Below are 24,455 nucleotides of genomic sequence, written 5' to 3' on the forward strand. Positions count from 1 at the left end.
GCCTACTTCCCGTAGAGTTCGGCGACGCGGGTGACGTACTCATCGACGAATATCTGCATGTCGGTGTTGATGTTCTTGATGCGGCTGGAGAGGTAGTTGTAGCCGAACAAGGCGGGAATCGCGACGGCAAGGCCCGCCACCGTCGCCATCAGGGCGGCGGCAATACCAGGCGCAATCGCGTTGACGTTCACGTCGCCCGCAGCCGCAATTTCGGCAAAGGTGATCATGACGCCGATCACGGTCCCCAGCAGGCCGAGGAAGGGGCCGCCGGAAATCGCGATCGTGAGCAGCACGATATTGGCATTGAGCTTTTTGTTCTCACGGATCAAATCGGCATCGATCGCCGCCTTGATCGCATCCATGGAAGCGCCGCTGAGCGCCAGCGAGCCATCCTCTGCGTAGCGCTTGCGTATTTCACGCAAGCCGGCCATATACAGCCTGGCCAATGTGGAGTCGCTTGTATTGGCACCTTGGTCGAGCTGCAACAACTGCGCATTGCTGGCATCGTTGAAACGTTGCAGGAACTCGCGGTTGGCCTTGTCGTTGCGGGCGACCTGCCTTGCCTTGGCCGCCATCACGGCAACGCTGATGGCAAACATGACGGTCAGGATAATGATGACCACCCATGCGTCCACGGTCAGGCTGTGGAACAACACCATGAAGTGCGAACTGCTGCCCTCTTCCCCGCCACCCTCATCGGCAGCATGCACCTTGATCAACTGCCCATCCATGCTTTGACTAGCAGCTGCCATCTTGACCCAGGCAGCGCTACGCGCTGCACTCGCAAGCACGACTTCATCCAGCTCGCCCTGATAGCCGGCACCTACTTGCACCGTATCCTGCACATCAGCCAGGGCAACATCACCGCTCGCAACTTCCACGCCATCCAGGTAAATAGCCGCCTTGCCAGCACCTGCCGTCACCGCCACATGCTGCCAACTGCCTGCCTTGACCTCACCGCCTGCAATGCTTGCATCGGCACTGCGGAACTGCAGTCTGCCGCCTGCAATTTCCAGCGCCACATTGCCTTGCTGATAGAGCACAGCATTGCTGCCATCCAGCGTCACAGGCTTCACCCAGGCGCTGAAACTGAAACCACGCGCATCGCTGAGCGCAAGGGTCGAATCCGCCGCCAATGCCAGTGGCTCACCCGTCAACACAGCCGCTTCGCCGATCAACGCAGCCTTCTGCACCACGGCATTGCCACTTGCCACCAGGCCGCGCTTGCTGTCTTGCAACAAGGACTGCTCGGCAAAGTGGAACACTGCCGCCGTGGCATCCTCAAAACTGCCCTGGCTATCGGAAGCGGACGTTGCAGATTCATTGCCGGAGTAAAGCCAGAAATGCGCACTCTTGTCTGCCGGATCAACCTTGGGCAGCAATACCCAGATCACGGCAAGCTCATTAATTGAATCGAACTTCTCGATGTGGAACTTGAGTTCGGTCTTGTCGTCCGAGGCAATGGCGCGCAGATCGGAGCCATCTAGGCTGGCGGAAGAGAAATCGAAATTGCCGGAATGCAAACGCAACAACACCGGCACGTTGGTTTCCGCAGCCGGAATGCCAGCAGCATTCACCGATACCTTAGCGCGGCTGTCCCATGCCTCGTTCCAGACTGCATGCGCCAGGCTAGGCAGCATGAACAGCAACAGCAGAAAACCACACTTTCTCAACATCGAACCGCGCTCCAGGACAAAGCGCGTAATATAGATGTCACATGTGACACATCAGTGACCCATATGTGAAATTGTCGAGTCATAAAAATGTAAAAGGGACTAGTCTTGACTAGTCCCCCTTGCCAGCCATCTGCGCGCCTCACGCCTGTCATGCCGGGCGTGACCCGGCATCCCGTGACATTCCCAACCCATGCGCAAACCCGCCTTACTTGACGATATTGCCCAGGCCCAGCACTTCGACCGAAACGAACGACGGCAGCATGCTTCTTGGATTGAAATCCTGGCTCACAGGCAATTTGCCAAAATCCGCCATCGTGCTGGTCGCCGACGATGCCGCGCCAGAAGCGCCGACCACGGAACTCGCCAGCGACACCGTGCTGGCCATGCTCAATCCTGTGGATTGGCCGCTGACGCTGATATTGTTGGTTCCCAGCATCACTGGCGCCACCGCGAGGAAGTCGCCTGCCACAATACCGGCCTCGCTGGCATTGAGCACGCCGCGCGGCGCCATCAGTGAGACTGTCCCGAGCCTGGGCGCCTGCATGGGGCCGTCGGGGCCGTCCGCGTCATATGTCTGCGCCTGGATGCCGCTGCCTGCGGCCGCGCCCTTGACCCTGCGGGTGGTACGGCCGTAGCTGTCCGTGCTAACTTCAATCTCGGGAATGGATAATGCCGTCTTGGAACCACGTCCCGCATCGATGTCGCCATGATTCACCCATACGGTGATATCGCTGCCGTACTGAGTGATCACACGCGACTGGTTGACCTGGAAGCCGGTTTCCGCAAAGGCGCGGATATCGCCGCCGCTTTCGGTCACCACCCCGATGTCGCCGGAACCATCCCCGCCTGGGACGCCGACATTGATCATGCCGCCCGGCGCCAGCAAGTCTATGCTGCCGTCGCGTACGGTGCGGATACGGCTCTTGAACAGGCTCATATCCCCCTGATAGCTGTCGGCCTGCCAAAGCGTGGCAATCGCCGCATCGCCGCGCTCGTGATTTTGCGTCGTCGCATATGCCTTGCCGGACGCCAGCAATTCAGACGAGAAATGCCGATAGACGAACACCGCCTGCTGGTCCTGCTCCAGCGCAAGGTAAGCGGTCAAGGCATCCGCTTCGGAAAGCGTCTCGTTGCCGGTCAGTCCGCGCATGTAATCCGTCAATGCCTTTGCGGTGTCGGCACGGTACTCAGCCAGCCCGGAAGCATCGCCTTGCAGTACCGAGGGGCCGCTGCCCTCGGGCTGGATGTAGCGGTCGATGTAATCCTCCAGGTTCGCTCCTTCTCCCACACCGGCCAGCACCGTGACCGAGCCGCCATGGTCCGGCAGATACTGGTTGGCCGTGTTCGCCAGGCTGTTGATACCCTGGCTGGAACCAAGGTCAAGGTTGCGGCCGGCTTCCACCAGCAGGTTGCCCGGCCCGCCGATATTGATGCCGCCCGCCGTGCCGGTATAGTCGATGTCGCGGCCTGCCCGGATGACGCTCAGGTCGCCAGCGCGCATGTTCTGCAGGTTGGCATTGAGGTTACGGATATCCTGCCCCGCGACCACGACCGACTGCTTGGGCAACGTGAGGTTGACCACGGAGGCCGTCCAGCTCGTCAGCGAGCCCTCCCGCGCCACGATCGCAATAGGCGTCGCGTTATTGAGATGGAGCGGGATGGCGGCATGGGTGTCCACGATACGCGCTTCCAGCACATTTTGCGGATTCTGCAGCGGAGACCTGGGACTGGGTATCAGGCCAGGATCGGCATCCGACACGACAACCTGGTCAGCCAGGATGCTGCCCGCGGCGAGCAGGCTCAGATTCCCATCGGAATTGGGCATCAATTTCATGTCGCCGACCACGATATCGCCGCCGAAAGACGTGGCGCTCACTGTCCCGGGATAGTAGGTCAGGCTCATAACAGAGTTGGCAGGCGTCGCCAGGCCGGTGAATTTGCCAGTAAGACTGGAAGCGCTGGTCGCTTTAACGCCGAAGGTTACGTTGCCGCCCAGTGAAGCCACATCAATCGCCGCCTGATCGGAATAGGTATTGAAAAAGGCGCTGCGTCCAGTCGCGTTCAAGACGCTCTGGGCATTGGTCGTTGTCTGGGCAAACAGCGTGGGGTTGAATACGGATTCAATATAAACATTGCCCAGAGCCGATACACTGGCTGTCGCATCTTGCAACGCCAGGGTTGTGCCCAAGGTCACGGCATTGCCCTGCGCATTGAAAGTGCGTCCGATCTCGCCGCCAGCGTACACCTCCATCTCGCCCTTGCCGACGAAATACATGCCATTCAGGATATCGCCGCCCGATGATATGCTGAGATTGCCGCCACCATCCACCACTGCCGCATCAGGCGCATAGCGGGCAGTCGTCGGGACTGACGCCGAGAAATTAGTAATATTGCCGCCGGCGCTGATCTGTACGTCGCCGCCGCCAAATGCCGCGACACCCTGCTGGAACAAATCGGTACGCAACCACCAGGTCGGATGCTTGTTTCCTGTACCTCCAGCCTGGCGGAACAGCCAATTGTTCACGACCTGCTGCGTACCACTCGCATTCACCAAGGCCCCGGTAATATCGCCTTGCGAAGCAATGTTCAGGTCGCCGCCATTGGTCAGGTACTGCGCGCCATTATTGCCAAAACCCTCGCCTGTGGTTGGCGCGACAAACCCATCCAGAGGCGCGGCGGCATTGCCTGCGGTATAAATGACAGACGCCGCGTTACCCAGCGTCAGGTTGCCGCCGGTGGCGATGTTGATATCCCCGGTCCCGGTACGCACCAGCTTGGCATTCGCCAACGTCAGGTTGCCAGAGGCATCATTCTTGATGGTCGATAAGGTATTGACTGCAGCCATATCGGCGCCGGATATCAGATTGATCGACCACGAATCGCCAGCGGCCAATGCCGAAGTCGTCGCAACACCGTTGAAGCCGTCGCTGATACTGCCGTTCAACTGCAGGTTGCCTGCGCTGCGAATCGTCAGCGCGCCATCGCGCCCCTGCGACAGGGTATTCAGATTCCAATCATTGGACAAGGTTGTATTGCCATCGACGCGCACTTCCGTATGCGGCGCCACAATCGCGCTCACGCCGTCGCTGCTGGCCTTGTAGGCCGCCGCCGCGCTTTCCGCTCCTGCATAGAAGGCGTCGGTATCCGCCTTGATGGCGGCCAACGTCGCATTGTTCAGCGTGCTGCCGCCGCCCATATCCATGACACTGACCGATTCGAGCAATATCTTGCCGGCCCCGGCTACGGCAGCCGTCGCAGCCTCGTCCACCTTGAGGCCGGACGCGCCCTCGCGCCCTGCGCGCATATTCACCTGGCCGCGCTCGCCGCCGCCCACGTCGATCAAGGCGGCATCCGCCAGGCGGGTGTTGCCGTCGGCCTCGAACACTTCAGCCTTCACGCTACCGCGCTCGCTGGCCAGCACAATGTCGCCGCCCTTGCCGTCAGCCTCGCCCCTGGCGAGCAATTGTCCGCCAGCCCGCAGCGTCAAGTCGTCACGCGAATATATCTTGATATCGCCGCCATTGCCGCCGCTGGCATCCACGGTTCCCGCTATTTCGATACCGCCGCCATCCGCACTCAGTACGAAACGGTCCGCCCTAACGACATCGTTGCCCGAAATCGTGACATCGCCATTGCGGATGCGCAGCTCGCGCGACGCGTCGAAGCCGCCCTGGTTCAATGCCTCGTTGAGGACGGAGAAATTGCCCAGGCTGCCGCTGTCCAGCACGAAACTGCCGCCGGTATTGCCCGCCGCGGCCTCCCCGCGCAGTGCGCCTGCGGCGATATCGACCGCCCCTGCCGCCAGCGCCTTCACGGTTCCCGCATTGCCGCCTTCGCCGCCGCTCACGTCGATCGAAGCGCCGCTCGCCACATTGAGATCACCCTGCTCGGACTGCAGGATGACGGTGCCGCCCGGGGTATACCGCGTAAAGCGGTCAAAACGCACCGCGCGCGACGAGGTGTCGATATCGGCAGTGACATTGAGATCGCCCTGCGTCGCGCGCGCGGCGAACTGTCCAGACGCCAGCTCGATATTGCCGCCCAGGGTCATCTGCTGCGCCACGACGCTCAGCTTGCCGCCGAGCCCGTCTGCGGACTGTTGCAGGCTGGCGCCATTGGCCGCGGTGATGAGGTTGCCTGCCGCGTTCAGGCTGTATTCGGCGCCGGTATCCGCCGTGACCAATGCGCTGCTGATATGGGCTTGCGCCGCGTCGAGGTTGAGGCTGCCGCTGCCGCTGAACGTCACGTCCCGCGCGCTGGCGATATCCACATTGTCATATCCGCTGACGGCAAAGTTGCCCGCATTCGCGGCATTGCCGCTGGCGGCGTCATTCCTGCCTTCGACGCGAATGCTGTTGGCCTCTATCAGCAGCTTGCCGCTGCCGGAAGCCGCCGGCGTCAACGCCGCGCCCGCCGAGTTCCTGAGCACCAGGTGGTCGGCCTGCAGGCTGGCAGCGCCATCCGCGCTCGTCTCATGCCCGACAATGCCAGCGGCATTGAGGGTGACATCCAGGTTCCTGCTGCCGAAATCCACCTCGCCATACAGGTCGAGGTTGCCATGGCTGTTCAAGGTCACCTGCCCGAGGTTGCCCAGGCTTGCCAGCAAGGCGTTATCCACCTGCATGCCTGCCACGGAAGCCGCAGGGTTGCCCAGCGCGATGCTCTGCGCGCCGAGTGTGACGGAGCCGCCGTCATCGACGTTGACCGTGCCGTCCAGGGTGGATTGCCGCGTCGCATCCAGCACCAGGGAGCGCGCGGCCTTGATCTGGCTGCCAGCCTGGATATCCAGCACGCCGCGCGTGGGGCTGCCGGATGTCCCGGCGCGGTCGAACGCCAGATCGCTGTCGCCGGATACCGCCAGCAAGGCGCCGTCGCCATTGACCCTCAAACTGGCGCTGCCCCGGTCAGGCGAAGCCGTGGTTTCGATCACCGCGCCGCTTTGCACAGTCAAGGTATCCGAGGCCGTGGCAATCAGCTGGTTCACCTTGACCGCATGGCTGGCGTCATTGGCGAACCGGACTTCACTCGATATGGTGGTGATTTCCGTCGCCTCATCCCCCTGGCTGCGCTGGCCGCCCAGCAGAATGCTTTCCGCATTCATGTCATTGAGCGAGCCCGCCTTGAGCTGCAGGGTGCCGTCGTCGGCCCCGAGTTCGGAAACGACGCTGATCTTGCTGGAAACGATATCCACCATCGCACCACGGGCGTTTGCGGCCCTGCTGGTATTCAAGGTGGCGTTGAGCAGGAGGGTATCGGTCGCCGACAGCACCAGTTGCCCGGCATCCCCGGCCAGCCGCGGAGGAGTCAGCCCGGCCGCTTCCGCTTGTGCGGCAAAGAAGGTGTTGCCGCCGCTGATCATGTATTCGGCAGGCGCGCGCGTCACGGATCCGGCAGGCGTGCGGAATACGTTGCCATTGGTCACGCGGAAGGTTTCCCAGGCGGCATTGCGGCTGCTCCTGTTGATATTGGTCTGGTAGCCGGAAACCAGGTAGGAGCCGTCATGCAGCATGGTATTGGTTCCTTGGCGGAGATTCTGCCCCGGGCCGGCCTGCAGCAGATACGCCCCCTCAAGCAGGGCGTAATGCGCCGGAAGCAATGTGTAATACCCCGGCTCCAGCCCCGGAATGCCGGAGAGATACACCGCATCGCCGATCTGCGGCGCATTGTCCTTGACATAGTCATAATCGAAAGGCGCATATTCGTTTTTCATGCCGGGCGCGATGGCGTAATAGCCCGGCTGCGACAGCACATCGGTGGAGCCGCCTATGCCGTCGATCCATTCATACGCAAAAGTGTCGCCGCCTCCCGAAATATCGATCACGGCCCCTTCCCGCAGATCGACATCCTTCGCGGTATAGGAAATGCGTTTTTCCGCCGGGGTATTGCCAAAACCATTGGGCAACACCCATGACGTCCCGCCCTCTATGGTCGTACCATAAGGAATGCTCAAGCCCTCGGCCGAAACCGACGTCCGGCTGTTTCCACCCAGCACCAGATCGCTTTCGGCATCCAGGGATATCTGGCCCAGGGGCGCCAGCAGCACGCCTTCCTGGTTGATGGTATCCGCCTTGAAGCCGAGCTTGCCGCCCGCGCTGAACACCGGCCGATAGGCCTCGCCGCTGGAGCGGATGGTAATATTGCTGTCCGCGCCCAGCGCTTCGATATTGAAGCTGCTGTTGCTCACAGGATAAATCTGGCGCGCTGTCATGAGCAGGTTGCCGTTGGTGCGCAATGATCCCGCATTGTCAAAGGTCAGGCCGCGCATGCGGATATCCAGGCGGCTGTTCAGTTCGGCCTGATTGATGCCAGACAGGTTGACAGTGCCATTCAGGTCGATGAAATCGGCCGTCACCCTGAAGGCGCCGCTGCCGGCCTGCACCGTATTGCTGACCTGCGGGGCTGCCAGGGTGACATGGGACGACTGCACCTCGGCAACCCCGTTATCCGCCACTTCAAACGAGGCCGAAGTCAAGGCCAATGTCTCCGGCGCGCTCAGCCGGACGCCATCCTCCAGCACGATGCGGTCGCGCTGGGCGGCATTGGCCGCACGGCCTTCCGTCGTGCTTTCCAGGCTGACATGGTCGAACTCCCCGGCATTGATCTGCTCCGTGGAAATCTGCGCCTTGCCTTCAAAAGCCGCCAGGCTGTCGCGCGGATTCAGGCCATCGCCCTGCGCCTGTTTGCTGCTGGTCACCGTCAGTACGCGCTGGACGGACGGCGTGGGGGGCACTTGGGTAGCCCCATTCAAATCTCCCCTCAGCGCAATGTTCAATGTGCCGCCCTCGCCGCTGCCGCTCGCGCCGCCGCGGAAGTCGCCATCCAGAATCATGCCTTCCCGCGCCGTGATGTCGATGCTGCCCGCCGCCCCATGCAAGGTCTGGCGCTGTACGCCTCTGCCGGTATCCACATCCACTTTGCCCGAGGCGCCTGAAACATCGAGCAGGCTGCCTTCCTCGGCGACCACGAAGCCTCTTCCGGCATTGATCGCGATACTGCCGCCGTCCATCACCTTGGCGCTGCTCAACGTTCGTGCGGAACCAGCCGGCGTGACATAGCTGCCGGCAGCGCTGATGATCGAATCGCCGCCTATCCAGATGCTCTGCTGGTTGTCATAGGGCAACTGGTCCGCATCGCCGCGCAGCAGCAGGCTGATAGCGCCGGATGGCGAAAACAGGCTGCCCAGCATGGTGAGCTGGCGGCTCGCCTCAAGGCTGATGGCGCCTACCTGCGCCGCAAGATTGGGCGCGTCGGTGCGGATCACCGTATTGGGCAAGATGGTCAGGTCGGCCAGTGACGTCTGGCCGCCGTAAGCCGAAAAGCTCAACGAGGCTGGCGCGCGCTGCCCCTCTGGCAGCAATACCGGCGCGGCCACCTGGCTCATGCTTGCGCCGCTGGCCGCAGTGCTGTAGCCCGCTTTCAGCAGCAGGGTCTGCATCTTGGGATGGATCAGCGTTTCCCCGCCCGAAGCGTCGCCGACCACGAATTCGCCGCCATTGGCCGTATTACGGACGATATAGGAGGAAAACCCGCCTTGCTCGAAAAAGCCTTCCTTCAGCCAGAAATCAGCAGGCCCGGCTGGCTGCCCGCCGATCTGCACATCCTGCGATGTCGAGACAGAGAACGCGCCGCCCTGGCTGAAGCCATAGGATTGCAGCTGCCCGCCGATCTCCACCGACCGCCCTTGCAGGCTGATATCGCCGCCGTCGCCTGTCCTCAGCGTGCCGGTGCTGCTCAGCCACGCGCCCGCGCTGGCGTCAAGCAGCGTGCCTTGCCCGAGCACCACATCCTGGCTCGCGGTCAGGCTGATGCTGCCGCCGTCCAACGCGACCGGCGTCTGCATGGCCCCGGCCAACTGCGGGTTATCGTTGTTCCAATTTCCTGCCGTGATCAGGCGCACGCCGTCCCTGACGGTGACCGACTGGTTGGCAACCTTGGTCGCCACGGTAATATCGCCGCCCGGCGTAACGATATCGTGACGGATATCAACGCCGCCGCCCTGGAGATTCACCGATCCATTGGGGTCGGTCACGATATCGGCATCCACCACGATCGCCCCGCCGCTATCCACGCCGATATGGTTGAACCCATGGCTCAGCAGCGCGGTGCCGAGTATGGTTTCAGTGCTGGTATTGGCGTCGTTGACAGTAAAATCGGCGGGGACCACTGCAGAGGCTTCCTGTATGCGCGTCACCCCTGCGCTTGTGGTCAGGTTGAAATTACCACCCTCAGGAAAATTGCCGCGCTGCGTCACGTCGGTGCGCGTGCTGGCCTGCATGTCGCCATTCAGCAAGGCCGGGCGCGTAGTGCTGATGTTGATGGTGCCGGCATCCTGGCCTTCGCGATAGGCTGCCTGCCAGGTGCCCTTGCCATTCGGGTTCAGCTCTTTTCTATCGGTCCAGCCCCATTTGGGATCCATTTTCTTGTAGACATCGGTCAGCCCCTCGTAATCGGTGTAGCTGTTCGCATCCGAGATGGCGACGGCGCGGCCCTGGTACAACAACCGGCTCTCGCGGATAAACCCGGCGTCGTAATCGATCACGCCGCCGGAAACATCGATCACCGACCCGGCCTTGGTCACGACATCGCCAGCGGAAACGATATTCACCGTGCCGGCCTTGCTCATTTTTTCGGCAATCGTCTGGGTACGCATGGCCAGCAACGGAGAGATATCGAACATATCCGTGCCCTTGCGCGCGTCGATATAAACCCTTTCGCCGAACAGCGCGCTGCCGCGCAGGACCGGCGTATCCTTCAACTGGTCGGAATACAGTTCCACCGAAAGCTGGTTCTTTTCCATGGCCGCCCGGGCATCCACGCCGGAAACATCCAGGGTGGCGTGCTCGTCCAGGAACACCCGCACAGGGTCCTGCTCGGCAGTCTGGCCGACCCCATTGCCAACGCTCGCCGTAATATTGATCTCGCCGCTCTTGGCCCGCAGCAGGCCGTCGATATTGATGGTGCGGCCCTCGACATTGATCCGCGATGGCGCCAGGGTCTGGCTGGCCAGCACCTCCTCCTTGTCATCCGTCTCGACACGCACCTCGGTGACGCTGTCCTTGCCTATGGTCACCGTGCCATGGCGTTGCGGCACATACTGATAACCGCCTGAAGAATTAACGGCGCTGACGGTATCCCTTGCCAGCAAATGGATGGAACCATTGGCGCGCACCGACGTGCTGGCGGAAATTCGCCCTTGCTGATTGACGGCCAGCCCCACCAGCGTCACATTGCCACGGTCGGCAATAATCTCGCCCAGGTTGGCGGCCGTCCCGCCCGCATTCACTTCCACCAGCAGCCCGGCGGGGTCGGTGCTGGACTTCAGGTACACCTGCTCGCCAGCGGCCAATATCGTCTGCCCGTCCGGCGTCTTGATGATGCCGCTGTTCTCCACATCCTTGGCAAACAGGGCAATACGGCCGCCGCTGGCCGCTGTGAGCGCGGCGCCCTTCTCCACCTTGATGAAACCCCCGGTATTGCGGAATACCGGCGTATTGCTGAGGCTGGCAAGCAACCCGTTGGTGAACAAGGCGTCCGTGGTCATCATATCGGCCGAGGTCATGGCCCACAGCGAGCCCACGTTCACCTGCGCGCCCTGGGCAAAAATAATGCCATTGGTATTGACGAAATAATTGGTGCCCGGCGCATTGATCGTCCCGGCGATCACGCTGGGGCTGTTGTCATGAATGCGGTGCAGCATGGACCAGGTCGCCTCCTGGTTGATGTTGAGCGTATGGCCGCTCGCCAGGTTGAACTGGCTCCAGTTGGCGATGGCCTGCGGCGCCAGCTGCTGGATCGTGGTAACCGTGGGCGTGGCGCCGGAAATCTGCGCATTGCTCCATGCGCCGCCGCCCATGACGAGGCCGGAAACGGGCAAAGGTGCCAGATCTGCCGCCAGCGCGCTGCCTGAAGCAACGAGAGACAGCGCCGCGGCCAGCGCGCGCCTGCGGGCGCGCCGTCCCTGGCCTGCGCTGGCGGCCGTCACCGCCAACTCGTGCGCCGGAACATATGCCCCCAGACGCTTGTTGAACACCAGACGGAATAATCCTCGATTCATGCCAACCTCCTAAACCCTTGCTTACCAGTCGTACGCCAACCTGAAATGCAGCAGGGAATCGCCCTTATCGACCATTCCCGCCGTCCGCAACGCGCGGGCGAAATCAAACCCTGCCGTCAATCCGTGCCAATTCTTCAACTGCAGGCCCACGCCGACGGATGCCAGATTGAACACGCTTTGCTGTTCGTCCAGGGGCCGCAATATGCGCACCTGGCCCGCGCTGTAGAACACCGAACCCACCAGTTCGCCATCCATGTTGAGATATTTCGCCAACGAGGGCGTGCGCAGCTCGGCAGTGCCGAACAGCCCCTTGTCGCCCAGCGCGCTGGCCTCGTAATAGCCGCGCACCGTATCCGCGCCGCCGACGAAAAACTGCTCGTTGGCGATAATGGGCGCGCCTGCCGCCTGCCCGGACAAACGGCCGAACAACTTCCACTCCCTGGGCAGCGTGTGCGTATGCTTGATGTCCGCGCGCAAATAGGCAAAGCTGCCCTGGGCCCTGGAGCGCTTCATGGCGAACTCCTCTTCATCCGACCCGAGGTCGCGGACGGCGAACGTCAGGCCCAGGTTCATCTGGGTCGTGCCCTTTGCCGTCTGCAAGGTACTGTCGTATCCCGCAAAAAAAGGCATGTAGCTGATGGGCGTATTGAACCCCTCGCCGATCAGGCGCGTGGACTCCTTGAAATCCTTGTAATCGACCCCCAGCGTCACATTGTGGAAATAGCCGGAAAGCGCAGGCGCGGGCAAGGGATGAATGTAGCGCAGGCCGAAAATATTACCGTTGCCGATCACGTTCACATCCCCGATAGCGCTGACGTCGCTGCGCGACACCACGCCGTAGAACGCCCAATAATCCCCCGCCAATGTCGGAATCAGATAAGTCGCGGACAGCACCCTCGTTTCATTGGTATCTTCCGGCGTCACCTGAAAACTCAAACTCAGGCTGTGGTCGAGCTGCCACAGATTGTCATAACGAATGGAGCCATTGAGCCGCGTATGCGTGGTGTTAGCGATATAGCGATTGTTCAGCTCCAGGCTGGCATGCAGCGGCAGCTTGTCCTCCACCTTGAGATCGACTTCCACCTTGCCGGGCGACTTACCCGGCCGCAGCACAGGCGCCACCTGCCGGTCTGGCTGGGCATTCAACCGGGCAAGCTGGCGCTGCACATCGGGGAAATAAGGCACCTTGCCTTCGGCCAAATCGGGCGCCCGTTGCTTGATCACGCCCAGCGAATAATACTTAGCCCCCACCACCCGCAGCTTTTCCACCTTGCCTTCGAGTACTTCCAGCTTGACCGTCTTGTCGGCGACCTCCTGCTCCGGCGTGTTGACGAATACAGTCAGGTAGCCCGCATCGTGGAAAGCCTTTTCCAGGGCCGCCCGCGCGCCTTCGACGTCATCGATGGTCTTGCCCTCGCCGAGAAACGGATACACCGCCTCCTCTATCCTGCCAGGCGGCAATACCGTATTGCCGCTCACGCTGAACTCCATGATGTCGAACCTGGCCTGATCCTCCCCGGCCTGCTCTTCCACCGTTTCCGCGGATGCCTCCTCGCCTGGCAAGCCGCCATCAGCCGCGGCGGCAAGCCCGGACATCGACGCAAGGTACAGCAGCCCGGCCATACATAACAAAAATAAACGCACGCTTGATACTTTCCTGGAAATTCACATATGGAAAATGGCTAATAAAACAGGCGGAGCCTTTGTTCCAGCGCCAATTGCTTTATTAGCCGCTCTCGACTTGCATGACCTGAATCCGCGCAAGCCGGGCGCGCCTATCATATGAAGCCCATATGACACACCCATGACGGAATCCAGAGTAAAAAGCACTTCCCTGTTTACGCAGGGAAGTGCTCGGGCACGACTTGGGTTTACACCCTGGTGATGACCAACTTAGAAGAACATTTGCTGAGGAGCGCAGTTGTTGCCGAAACGCGTACCCTTGGCAACCACTTGCAGCTCGCCTTCAACAGCAGCGCTGTTGCAGATGGAGCCGCCGAGCGGGTTCAGGGTCAGGCCGCGTGGCACGTCGGAGCAACTGGCTGGGTTGCCCAGCGCGGCAGTGATTTCAGGAATCAACTGCGCGCCGAAAGCATCAGCCGTGTTGGCAACGAAGGAGCGCATTTCGATATGGAATGCGTAATCGCCGTTGATGGCAGTTTCACGGGCAAACTCGACACCATCAGCAAGGGCGTTGCCGTTGCCGTTGAACGTGCCAGCCTCAGGATGTACGCCGTCCAGCTTCACATAACGGTAGCCTTGGTTAGCTACACTGTCAGTACGCCAGTTGTTTTCCATGGACAATACACCGATGGCGAACTCGCCATTGTTACCGCGAGTCGTCAAGGCACCTTTAACATTGCCGGAACCGCTATGTTCAGTCACTACGAATGTACTTGTAGAATCACCAGCGCCAGCAGGTGCCAAATCAGCATTTAACCCGCTGGAACAAGGGTTCTTCAGGAAATGAGCATTGGAACTGGCTTGTGTACCGGAAGTTGACACACGACGCTCCAGGTAAATCGCCTTGCCGGCACCTGCAGCGCCCAGGATTGGAGACCAATCAGTCTGGTATCCAGAGAATCGCGCAACAATGGAAGTGTATTGAGCAGAAGAGATATTAGGCGCATTGGCTGGATCATCATTCTGAGTCAAGCCTTGTGCAGCCTGCAAAGCACGGTAGAGCGGCAAGCTGACGGCCACGCCAAAAGTCTGGCCGACATAAGCTTCTGCTTCAGTACCTGCGGAAGATACGTCGAAACCGAACAGGGAAGCCTCGACATCTGAGAAACCGCCGGCAGGCCTGACTACTGCGCCATCAGGCGTTGCAGCCGGATTGACCAATTGGCAGCTCTTGTAGTTGACATGGCCGGGGAAAGCACCGGTAGCAACCTGGCAGTTGGCCTGGTCCAGGCGGCGCAGGCGCTGCAACTGGGTGCCGTCAATGTGAGGCGCATAAGCGTTCCAGGAACCATCGGCCACAGTGTGGTAAACCACGGAAACCACGCCGCCACGGGTACAGGCATAGGCAGCATAGTTACCCAGGGAACCAGGACGCACGTTGCTGTCGGAGCTGGAGTTGGAGAACAGGGAAATGGAATCGGCGTCGCAACCCAGCGCAAAGCCGCTGTAGATGTTGAAAGTCGGAGCGGAAGCGCCGGAAATCCAGGTTTCCTGCAATGTACCGGCAGTGCGGGCAGCGCCGATCTGGGCAGGGGTGACAGGGGCAGCCAGCACGGAACCGGCGGCGAAAGTGGCCGCAACGGCCAGGATCAACTGTTTGATTTGCATTTGAATCTCCCAATATTGATATCTATTGAATAAAACTACGGAAGGCGGCTCCGCCCTTTTGAGACGGAGCCGGGACTGCAATTAAGCAGATTTGCGGCGGCGTGCGGCAGCACCTACGAGGCCAAGGCCTGCCAATAACAAGGCATAGGTTTCTGGCTCAGGTACGGCAGCTACGGTGTATGTTAAAAGACCGTTGGCATCGAGCTTGAAAGTAGCATCGTATTGAACGTAGGTCAGAGAGCCTAATGCACCAACAGCACTGAAGTACTGCACAACATCTTGCTCAACACCCACAGCACTTACAGCAAGGGGACCAAAGCCTTTAAGTTTGTCCTGACTGTAGTAATTTCCACCATATGCATTGCCATCTTGAAGCTCAGCAACACTCGCACCATTTTCAACGGTGCCATGATTTCCCAACCTATTGTTTCCATTTAGATAATTATCAAACTGAGCCATTGGCGTAGAGAACTGAGCCATACGCAAATTAGTTGGCAGAACTTGACCATCACGAACAGTAGTAATGAAACCCATCGAACCAGCCTCATTGATGCTCCCTACGTTATCCGCGGCAAGAACACCCCAAACCAGATCATTTGCACCAACCAATGCATTCCATGCATCAGCATAATTTCCAGAATTCAAATCCCAGCTAAAACTTGCAGAAGAACCAGCCGCACCAACTGCGAAATCTGAATAACTAAAACCCAGATCAAAGGTTGCTGACTTTCCATCCACTTTATCTATTACAGTCAAAACCAAACTACTATTACCTGATGCGCTAGTTTGCAATGCAGCATTCGCCGCGCCAGAAACGCTCATTGCTGCAACAGCGGCAGCAACCAAAGCCTTCATCTTGATATTCATTGTCATAACTCCCGAAAATTGACATAAAAAACTGAACGAAACATCTTTGAGCCGCTACATTCGTCACGCCGCACACTACCGAACGTACTCAACTGCGCCTTCTCAAAATTCGCGACTTGAGGCATCTTAAAAATAGAATGTGAAGTGGATATGGTGCCGACCTAGTTCTTTAGGACTAGGCAGCGCCTGAGCAAAAACCCGGGATGAAAAACGCTCTGGAAATGGCGCGCAGCAGATCACAGCGCAGCACAGGGAAATCAGGACTGGTGGCGGATCAGCCCCAGGCGAAAGGCCTTGGCAGCCGCATGGCTGCGGTTCTGCACATCCAGCTTGCGCAGGATGTTCTGCATGTGGTTTTTGACGGTCAACGGACTGATTTCAAGAATGGTGGCAATTTCCCAATTGCTCTTGCCGGTGTGCACCCATTGCAGGATTTCCTTTTCCCGGGCGGTAATCAGGCCTGCAGTGGCCCCATCCCCCAGCACCTCGCCGATATTGGCCACGCTATCGCTGACGCGCATCAGCACGGAATGCAGATAAGGCACCAGCAACTCCAGCATGTAGGCGTGGTTGGCGTTCAGCTCGCCGGAAACGCGCGAGAAACAGAAGAAGGAGGAGATACTGCCATCGGCGGAGGATAATCCGTAAGCCGCAATATTGCGCAACTCGCTTTCCTGCAGGTTGCCATGGTCGATCCTGGGTACGGTGAAACTGCCGAAATGGCCGTCCTTGAGGTAAGGGTCCACCAACACGGGCTGGGATGTCTGCTGCCAGGCCCGTATGGCCCTCATCACTACGCCGGATTCCTCCTGCATGGCAATCGTCACATGCGCATCTGTCACATAGCGCGTGCTGCTGAACGTCTCCAGCGAAAACACCCGCCCCGCGCCGATGGCAAAGCCGCATAACAATACCTCATGCGGCAGCAGGAATTGAAAATGACCTTGCAGCCAAGAAAAAAATTGCGCCTTCTTCTTAATACGCAGGGACGCATCGACCACTTCCAGAAAGGCGCTCGCCTGATCCGGCGTGAGATCCTTGTTATAGTTGTCCATAACCCCGATTGATTGTAGTTGCAGCAAAATACCGTCCTCCCCAGCGTGCATTCTCTGGCACTCAGGTTTCAATCCCGTGAAAACGGCGTGGCATTCTTATTTCAATGTCAAAAGATATATTGCCTACAGCATATCCCTTCAATCGACCCATAGGGTTATAGCAACAACACATGACAAAATATCGGCCCGCCGTAGTCACAAAGAACTAGTCCCGCATGTTGCAAACGTCATGGGCATGTCATATCGATTCGGCACCCTAACAGGCATGAGCAAACTTGGTTTGATATTCATCCTGGCTTTCTGGAGCTGGTTATCCCTGATACCGGAATCGCGTGCCGATATCTGCCTGCATGGCGATAGCGAGGAGGCGCTGTATATTTCCAATACAGGGGTATCGCACGATTGCGCATGGCACATCAGCGAATCCGCCGCCACGCCGCCTTCGGCCAACGTCAGCACATTGCCTTTCCACGACGCGGTTGCGGCTGCCGCGCATGCCACCCAGCTTGACCCGGCCCTGCTCCACGCCGTCATCAACGCTGAATCCAACTACCGGCCGCTGGCAGTCTCCTCCCGCGGTGCGACCGGGCTCATGCAACTGATGCCAGCCACGGCACGCCGACTGGGAGTGCGCAATACGTACGATCCTGAACAGAACGTCATGGCCGGCGCGCGCTACCTCAGTCAATTGCAACGCGAATTCAACGGCGACATCAGCCTGGCGCTTGCCGCCTACAATGCCGGCCCGGCCACGGTGAAACGGCATGGCAATGTCATTCCGCCTTATGCGGAAACTCAGGCTTATGTGCCCAGGGTGTTGCAGGCATACCGGCGCATCAGCAAAAACATGAATTAACACAAAACCAAGGGCGAGCGCAGCGAAGCCAAGTCGCTGTTGCTTTTGACCTTGGGTTTGAATTCCCCGTCTGGCTGCGCCGAGTAGCGCAGCTTTTAATGGATTGAGGACTGGCGTCTGTCTGAGCGTAGCGAGTTCAGCCAGTCCCCATTAAAAGCGAGCAACGCAGGTTGCCCGGAACGCAGTGTAGGGACGCAGACAATCGGGTCGCCTTTTGGCTCCGCCGAAACTGCGTTTTCTTTCGTATCTTTCTTTTGGCGAAACAAAAGAAAGATACTCGCCCGGCGGGGCGAAACCCATCCTCTCGCCAATCGCAGTATTGATGAAGACGGAAAATCGTTGAGCTTGATGGGATTGGATTTGGGTTGTTGAAGGAACAATGGTCTTGACCACTGTTGCAGACCATTGGCCCGTTGCCTTTCGCTTGCCAGCGAGTTACTTTCATTTGCTTCGCCAAATAAAAGTAACCAAAGCAAAGGCGACCCCGGAGTCTGCGCCGGGAGCAAGCTCCCGGTCCCCTGCGTTGCTCAATCCGTCTGGGAGCTTGCTGAACTCGCTATCGCTCAAACAGACGCAAGCTCTTTTTCCAGACAGATCTGCGCTACTCGGCGCAGCCAGACGGGGAATTCAACGTCAAACCCCATACTTGGCATCGCTGCGCTCGCCCTAATTCTTTTCTATCGCAAACACTGCCGATAACTATTAAACGCCGCTCCCAGGCAACTCTGGCAAGCCGGCGAAGTCAGCAAACCGCAACCGCTATGGCAGGCCAGGTTGGCCGCATCAAGCGCGGCCCCGCAATTGGCATATTTCTCCGGGTTCCCGCCACTGCCATTGCCTGCTGCCACAGGCGAGCTGGCAGGAGCAGCCGCCGATGCGGAAGCCGATGGCATTTCGGCATTGACCGGGCTGCGGGCATTGGCATTGCCGCCGCCATTGTCGGCCCCCTGCTTGGCGGAGAATTCCCAGTCCTGGTAACTCTCCGCCCCAGAGAAGGCCTGCTGCGCCTCGTCAAAACCGTCCTGCTTGAACGGCCGGGCATTGGAGCGGCTATAGACGCCGACGATGCGCTCCTGCTCCTTGACCAGGCCCCAGTCCTTGCTGGCAGTCATCGGGTCGATATAAATCCTGCGCAAATGGTGTTGCGGCTTGGGACCGCGCTTGTCGAGCAGCAGGTCGTCAAGCCTTGCCGGATATTGCTTGACCGGGCTGGGGGTCTCTCGGTAATAACGCGTGATTGCGGCCTGTATCTGCCCTCCGGCGAACAGCAGCTCCTTTTCCTTCTCGCGCTGCGATGCGGTGTGCCAGGCTTCGCCAAGCGCTGCGAGGCCGATGCCGCTCACCGCGATCATCATGAGCAGGCCGATATAGGTGAAGCCGCGCTGTACGCTACCACTCGGCATAGAGGGTGCCATCCGATGCCTGCCCTTCCGCGCCGCTATGCAGGTCGTACAGTTCGCCCGGCATTTCTTCCTCCGGGGCCACCAGCTGCCAGGTTTCACTGCTTTCTGTGATCGGGTCGATGGGGATTGCACGGATATATTTGCGCTCGGCCAGTTCTTCGAGCGAATCGGGATAGCGCGCGTTATCCGCATGAAACTTGTCGATTGCGTCGCGCACTACCACCAGTGTCTGCTTCAACGCGGATTCCTTGGCACGCTCAATGCCGTTGAAATACTTGGGTGCCGCGACCGTCAGCAACAACATGAGGATAGCCATCACCACCAGCAGCTCGACCAGAGTGAATCCCCGCTTATGCTTAAATGGCATCACCACTCCCGGTAGGCAATGCCGTTGAGGCCGGTGCCGGTACTGAGCGAATACACGTCGAACACGTCCACGCCCGCCTGCGGCGCATCGGGCGGGCTGGCGTAGCTGCGCTTGCCCCAGGTATCCTGCGCGGGCACGTCTTTTCCCGGGAACATCGGGTCGCGCGGAAAACGGCGCAGGAAGCGGATTAGGCGCTTCTTTTCGCTGCTGGCGTCCGGCACGCCATTGGCAAGCACTTCCAGGTTGGGCGGATAGCCGGAAGCATCCGCATTGACGATGATTTTGCCGTCTTCCACCGCTTTCTTGTAGGCGTCGATCGCGCTGCGGATATCACGCAAGGCCTGCCGCAATTCGGCCTCCTGCTGGCGTTTCACGCTCCACTGCCCAAGCGGGATCAACGCACTGGCGAGTATGCTGACGATGGTCAGCGTCACCACCAGCTCGATCAAGGTAAACCCGGCCTGGCGCGGCATCATGCTACTGCGCCGGCTGTGGCGCAGCCTTGGGCACCACGACTTCAGGCGTGACCAGGGGCACCACCGGCTTGGGTTGCGTGGACATGAAGTCATCCTGCGCCGGCTGGCTTTCTTCCACCTGAGCCGGAGCTGGTTCCGGCTCGGGAGCAACGGGCTCTGCAGGACGCAAGCGCTGCATCATCATTTCGCGTGGACTCATATTGCCGGCAGCCCCGGTGCCCGGCACATTGATCTGCGGATGGTCGCTGATGCCATTTTCCGTGCCGGACCAATATTCCACGACCTCGGATTCAGGATGGTTAATGTTGTTGACTAGGCGAGGGGTAATAGCAAGAACAATTTCGGTTTTCCTGCGCCTATCTTCCTGATTAGAAAATAAACGCCCTAATAATGGAATATCTCCTATGCCTGGTACTCTACTAGTAGTTCTACGCTCTTCGTCATTAATCAATCCAGCCAGGATTTGAGTTTCGCCATTTTTCAATCGAAGTAAAGTGCTCGCGCTCCTGGTGCCAATTCTATACACGTCTGTATTTGTCACATCCACCTTTTCGCCAAGAGATGAAACTTCCAACGCAATCTTGATGTTGACAAAATCATCCAGAGTAATACGTGGTTCCGTTTCCAATTTCAACCCTACATCCAGATATTGGACAGTTTGCGAGGAGCCTACCCCTGCCGTTGCAATAGTGGTAATAATCGGCACTTTCTCACCTACCAATATTTGTGCCTTGTCATTGTTACGCACACGAATGCGTGGATTGGCCAATACATTGATATCTCCTGTAGTTTTAAGAAAGTTCAACATCGGTGTTCTATTGAACACATAAGTTCCCGAGTTATTACTTCTCAATGCATCAATTGACAGACCAGCAGATGCTTCTAATGACGTGGGATATCTGATACCCAACTCCTGCAATCTATCCCGCGTCACCTCCATCACCTCGATCTCCAGCATCACTTCCGGATCGGCCAGGTCGTTCGCCGCCACCAGCTTTTCGGCGATGCGCACCACTTCGGGCGTATCGCGGATCACGATCATGTTGAGCCGCTCGTCGGTATGGATATCCTTGGTCTTAAGCATGGTCTTCACCATGGCGGACACATCCTTAGCTTTGGCATTGGTGAGGTAGAAGTTGCGGATCACCAGGTCCTGGTAATCCTTGAGCTTGGCGGCGGTGTTGGGGAACACCAGCGCAGTGTTCTCGGACAGCACCTTTTTCTGCAAGCCGTTGGTTGCCAGCACCATCTCGATCGCCTCGTCGATCGGCGACTTCTTGATGAATACCGTGGCCTTGGTCTCGGGCTTGATGTCCTTGTCGAGGATGAAATTGATGCCCGTGGCGCGCGACAACGCCTCGAACACCATCTTGATATTGGCATCGCGCAATTCCAGGCTTACCGGCTTATTGAAGGCAGGCTTCAGCTTGGGCGGCTCCATGCGCACATGGGCGCGCTGCTGGCGGATCTCCCGCTGCAAACGCAGGGCATCCTCATGCTGGGGCACTTCCAGCAGCACCTGGTGCAGGATGTCACGCGCGGCGTCGGTCTCGCCCTTTTCCAGCAACTGGCGTGCGTGCTGCACCTGCTCCGTATGCTTGCGCGTGCTCTCGATGAGCAATTGCCCGGATTGCGCCCTGGGATTGTCGGGCTCTATCGCCAACACGCGGCGGAACAACTCCCCCGCATCCGCCATGCGCCTGTCGCGCAATGCCGCCTCGGCTTCGGTCAGCAGTCGGTTGACGCCCTGCTCGGTCGCCACACGCACGCGCTGCAGCTCTTTCACGCCTTCAGGCTTTTTCTCGCGTTCCGCCTGCGTGTTGGTGATTTTCTCCTCGGGCGTATCTCCCGGGAATCCAGGCTTGGGCCAGGGCGCCAGCGCGCATGAAGACAACACCAGCACTACATTGACAAGGCCAGTGACGCGCCATGCATAACTCGACAACATTTAAAGATTCCCCTGTAAATCATCCGGATCGCCCGGCAAATGGCTGGCAGGATTGGCGGCCGGCGCCAGTTTGCTCTTCTTGAGCAGCGTCTTCGGCAGATTAAGCGGCAAATAGGTCAGGTAGAGGTTCTGGTCGTCCTCCTTGTCCAGGCGCCAGGCACGGTCGATATTGCCGCCGACGCTGACGGAATAGAGCTGGCTGGCGCTCGCCAGCAGAATGACGGTGCCTTGCGGCCCGTCCTCGAGCTTGCCGATATAGGCAAATCCCGGCTGCGGCACCGTTGGCGGCGGGGCCAGCTCGGCTGCCGTCTTGGGCGGCGGCACATACCAGCGCTGGGGCCTGAACAAATCCGCCCGCACCTGCTCCGCTCCCGCCGCGACGGAACGCCCTTGCAGCAAGCCCCAGTCAAGGTAATGCTGCCGGGTTTCGATATGTCGGCTGACAGGAGACTGCGCTGATGGCGCAGCTTGGGAGCGCGCGGGCCGGGCGGTTGGCAACAATCCGGCATCCTCTTCGCCCTCCATGCTGAACACCAAGGCCAGGGTCGCCAGCAAGCCCAGCGCCAGCAATCCATGCCGCGTGAATTGCAGCTTCATGCGGCGCGCTTCCTGATGAAGAACACCAAGCGCAGGCGCGTCTTGACCTCATTCTCCATCGCCTCGCCGCGCTCGAAACCAAGCTCGGCCAATGCCACGTTCGGCAAGGCGTCCAATATGTCGAGCACCAGCGCCTTCACCGACTGGTAGCTGCCATGCACCGGCACGTTGGCCTCGAAGCGCCGCACGCTGCCTTGCTTCTTTTCCGAAAGTGAATACTCGCCCTTGACCACTTGCAGGCCATGGCCTTCCGCAAGGCGGAACAACACGCCCAGCTCGTCCGGCAATTGCTGGATGCCGGAAAAGCGCGCGTCAAACTCGGCCAGCTCGTGAGCCAATGCCTGTTCCGGCGAACTCACGGGCTGGCGCTGCGGCTGGGGATGCAAGCGCAACGCCGCCTCCTGCGCTTGCAATTGCTGCTGGAGTTGCGCAACTTCGGCTTGCAATGGCACCAGCCACACCGCCACCAGACAAACCGTCGCCGCCAGCAGCGCGGCCAAGGCCATCCCGGGCCAACCCAACCGGTACTGCACGCGGCGCATGGCCCATCGCAACCACTTGAAGTCCACAGACGCGGCCATCCCAAGCTGCATCACATAGCCCCCCACCTGGCCGTGATGCCGAAACGGATGAAATGCGCCATGCCTTCGCCTTCCGGCTTTGCCATCATCTCATGCTCGTCGAGCACGACGTCATGCATTTCCGGCACGCCTTCCAGCCATTGCAGATAAGCGAGCAGGGAGGCGATATCCTTGGCTTCCCCCTTGAGGCGCAGCTTGCCCTTCGCAGCGTCAGGACGTATCGCCAGCAAGGCGATTTCCGGCTGGGCCACCTGCTCCAGCCGGTTCAGCAAGGCTGGCCATGGCCTGCCCAACTCGTCCAGTATGCCGTTGGCTTCCTTGATTTCTGCTTTTTGCACGGCTGACAATGCCTGCGGCTGGATTGCAGCTACCTGCACCGGCTTGCGTGCCTCCTGTATTTGCTGCAGCTTCTGCTCGATATCCATGCGCTCGGCGCGCATGTTCATCAGCTGCCAGCCACATAGCAAGGCCACAACCGCAGCAACGGCCAGGCCCGCCTGGTAACGGGAGCCCTGGCCCGCTGGAGCCACATGGTTGAGCTCCAGCCTCATGCGATGCCTCCGGCCATGGACCAATCCGCCCACCAGGGCGTCATGCGGAGCTGCACATCCCCTTGTACAAGCTCGCATAATTGCACCGGCGTGGTTTCCGGCAACGCCAGCTGCAGACGCAGCCTGTGCAAGCCTGCGTCCAGCGTTGCCTGCCAGTCGGCAAGCACGGGTTGCAGCTGCACGGCAGACCAGCTGCGGTTTTGCCAGGCCAGCAGGCACAGCCGCTCGGGTTCGCGCAACACGAAAATACCGTCTTGCCCAACCTTGGCAAGACGGTTGAAGGCATGCGCCAACACAGGTTGCACGCTGGTCAATTGCCCTTTTTCCGTTTTGACATGCTCCGCCAGGGCATCCAGCCAATCCTGGTCCACCGCGCTGGCAAGCCCGTTGCCGCCCAGCGCGGCCAGGCTGAGCTGGATACTCCATTGCGCGACGACATCCCCATGCACCCGCTGGAAAGCATGGCGGCACAATAGCGTCAGCTCTTCCCCATTGGCTGCCCCGTCCGGGTTGGGGACGATGGCGTAGCGCATGAAGGCATTCGACAGCACCAGTTCGACCCTTGCCCCTGCGGCGCGGGCCTCACGCATCACTTGCGGCAATGCCGCGAGCAATGGCTGCAAATCCTTGCCATGGTGTTCAACATGCATCACCCCTTGATCCAGCATTTTGGGTTTTAGCCCGCCGCGTTGGCGGGACCAAGCAATATGCCGAGGCTGAATGTGAATGACCA

At 59.6% G+C, this 24,455-nt stretch carries 15 protein-coding genes; 1 reads left to right on the forward strand and 14 read right to left on the reverse strand.

Features of this window, described 5'->3' with window-relative positions; all coding sequences use genetic code 11:
* Positions 1–2: 2 nt before the first annotated feature.
* The 6 genes from ACKF11_RS04350 to epsA form a co-directional block, all read right to left on the reverse strand.
* Positions 3–1,676, reverse strand: coding sequence for a DUF2341 domain-containing protein (locus ACKF11_RS04350; RefSeq protein ID WP_407996096.1), 1,674 nt, complete (start codon positions 1,674–1,676; stop codon positions 3–5).
* A 205-nt stretch (positions 1,677–1,881) separates the two neighbouring features.
* Positions 1,882–11,730 (reverse strand): filamentous hemagglutinin family protein, encoded by a 9,849-nt coding sequence (locus tag ACKF11_RS04355; protein ID WP_407996097.1) that lies wholly within the window; start codon positions 11,728–11,730, stop codon positions 1,882–1,884.
* Positions 11,731–11,751: 21 nt separating this feature from the next.
* Positions 11,752–13,374 carry a ShlB/FhaC/HecB family hemolysin secretion/activation protein gene (locus tag ACKF11_RS04360; RefSeq protein ID WP_407996098.1) on the reverse strand — a complete coding sequence of 541 codons (1,623 nt, stop codon included), beginning with the start codon at positions 13,372–13,374 and terminating at the stop codon, positions 11,752–11,754.
* Between the two features lie 249 nt (positions 13,375–13,623).
* Entirely contained in the window at positions 13,624–15,021 is a 1,398-nt protein-coding gene (locus tag ACKF11_RS04365; protein ID WP_407996099.1) for a hypothetical protein, read from the reverse strand.
* A gap of 81 nt (positions 15,022–15,102) precedes the next feature.
* Positions 15,103–15,888 carry a PEPxxWA-CTERM sorting domain-containing protein gene (locus ACKF11_RS04370; protein WP_407993220.1) on the reverse strand — a complete coding sequence of 262 codons (786 nt, stop codon included), beginning with the start codon at positions 15,886–15,888 and terminating at the stop codon, positions 15,103–15,105.
* Positions 15,889–16,145: 257 nt separating this feature from the next.
* On the reverse strand, positions 16,146–16,943 hold the full coding sequence (epsA, locus tag ACKF11_RS04375) for an XrtB/PEP-CTERM-associated transcriptional regulator EpsA (protein WP_287110106.1): 798 nt from the start codon (positions 16,941–16,943) through the stop codon (positions 16,146–16,148).
* A gap of 265 nt (positions 16,944–17,208) precedes the next feature.
* Between epsA and ACKF11_RS04380 the strand changes: the two genes are divergently transcribed.
* Positions 17,209–17,799, forward strand: coding sequence for a lytic transglycosylase domain-containing protein (locus ACKF11_RS04380; protein WP_407996100.1), 591 nt, complete (start codon positions 17,209–17,211; stop codon positions 17,797–17,799).
* Between the two features lie 677 nt (positions 17,800–18,476).
* Here ACKF11_RS04380 and ACKF11_RS04385 read toward each other — a convergent pair.
* Genes ACKF11_RS04385 through ACKF11_RS04420 form a run of 8 tightly spaced genes read right to left on the reverse strand, consistent with a single transcriptional unit; the run spans position 18,477 to position 24,375 of the window.
* On the reverse strand, positions 18,477–19,202 hold the full coding sequence (locus tag ACKF11_RS04385) for a type II secretion system protein (protein ID WP_407996101.1): 726 nt from the start codon (positions 19,200–19,202) through the stop codon (positions 18,477–18,479).
* Complete coding sequence (locus ACKF11_RS04390; RefSeq protein ID WP_309565660.1) at positions 19,189–19,569, reverse strand: type II secretion system protein; 381 nt, start codon at positions 19,567–19,569, stop codon at positions 19,189–19,191. The genes ACKF11_RS04385 and ACKF11_RS04390 overlap by 14 nt, the downstream gene beginning before the upstream one ends.
* Entirely contained in the window at positions 19,569–20,042 is a 474-nt protein-coding gene (locus tag ACKF11_RS04395; protein ID WP_407996389.1) for a type II secretion system protein, read from the reverse strand. The genes ACKF11_RS04390 and ACKF11_RS04395 overlap by 1 nt, the downstream gene beginning before the upstream one ends.
* Before the next feature lie 4 nt (positions 20,043–20,046).
* Positions 20,047–21,993, reverse strand: a complete 1,947-nt coding sequence (locus tag ACKF11_RS04400; protein WP_407996102.1) for a secretin GspD/PilQ domain-containing protein — start codon at positions 21,991–21,993, stop codon at positions 20,047–20,049.
* Complete coding sequence (locus ACKF11_RS04405; protein ID WP_407996103.1) at positions 21,994–22,590, reverse strand: hypothetical protein; 597 nt, start codon at positions 22,588–22,590, stop codon at positions 21,994–21,996.
* Positions 22,587–23,171 carry a hypothetical protein gene (locus ACKF11_RS04410; protein ID WP_407996104.1) on the reverse strand — a complete coding sequence of 195 codons (585 nt, stop codon included), beginning with the start codon at positions 23,169–23,171 and terminating at the stop codon, positions 22,587–22,589. Before ACKF11_RS04410 ends, ACKF11_RS04405 begins: the two co-directional genes overlap by 4 nt.
* 11 nt (positions 23,172–23,182) lie before the next feature.
* Positions 23,183–23,722, reverse strand: coding sequence for a hypothetical protein (locus ACKF11_RS04415; RefSeq protein ID WP_407996105.1), 540 nt, complete (start codon positions 23,720–23,722; stop codon positions 23,183–23,185).
* Positions 23,719–24,375, reverse strand: a complete 657-nt coding sequence (locus tag ACKF11_RS04420) for a hypothetical protein (protein ID WP_407996106.1) — start codon at positions 24,373–24,375, stop codon at positions 23,719–23,721. The genes ACKF11_RS04415 and ACKF11_RS04420 overlap by 4 nt, the downstream gene beginning before the upstream one ends.
* Positions 24,376–24,455: the final 80 nt, after the last annotated feature.

Source organism: Methylobacillus draconifructus, from assembly GCF_045984385.1.
Classification (GTDB): domain Bacteria; phylum Pseudomonadota; class Gammaproteobacteria; order Burkholderiales; family Methylophilaceae; genus Methylobacillus; species Methylobacillus flagellatus_A.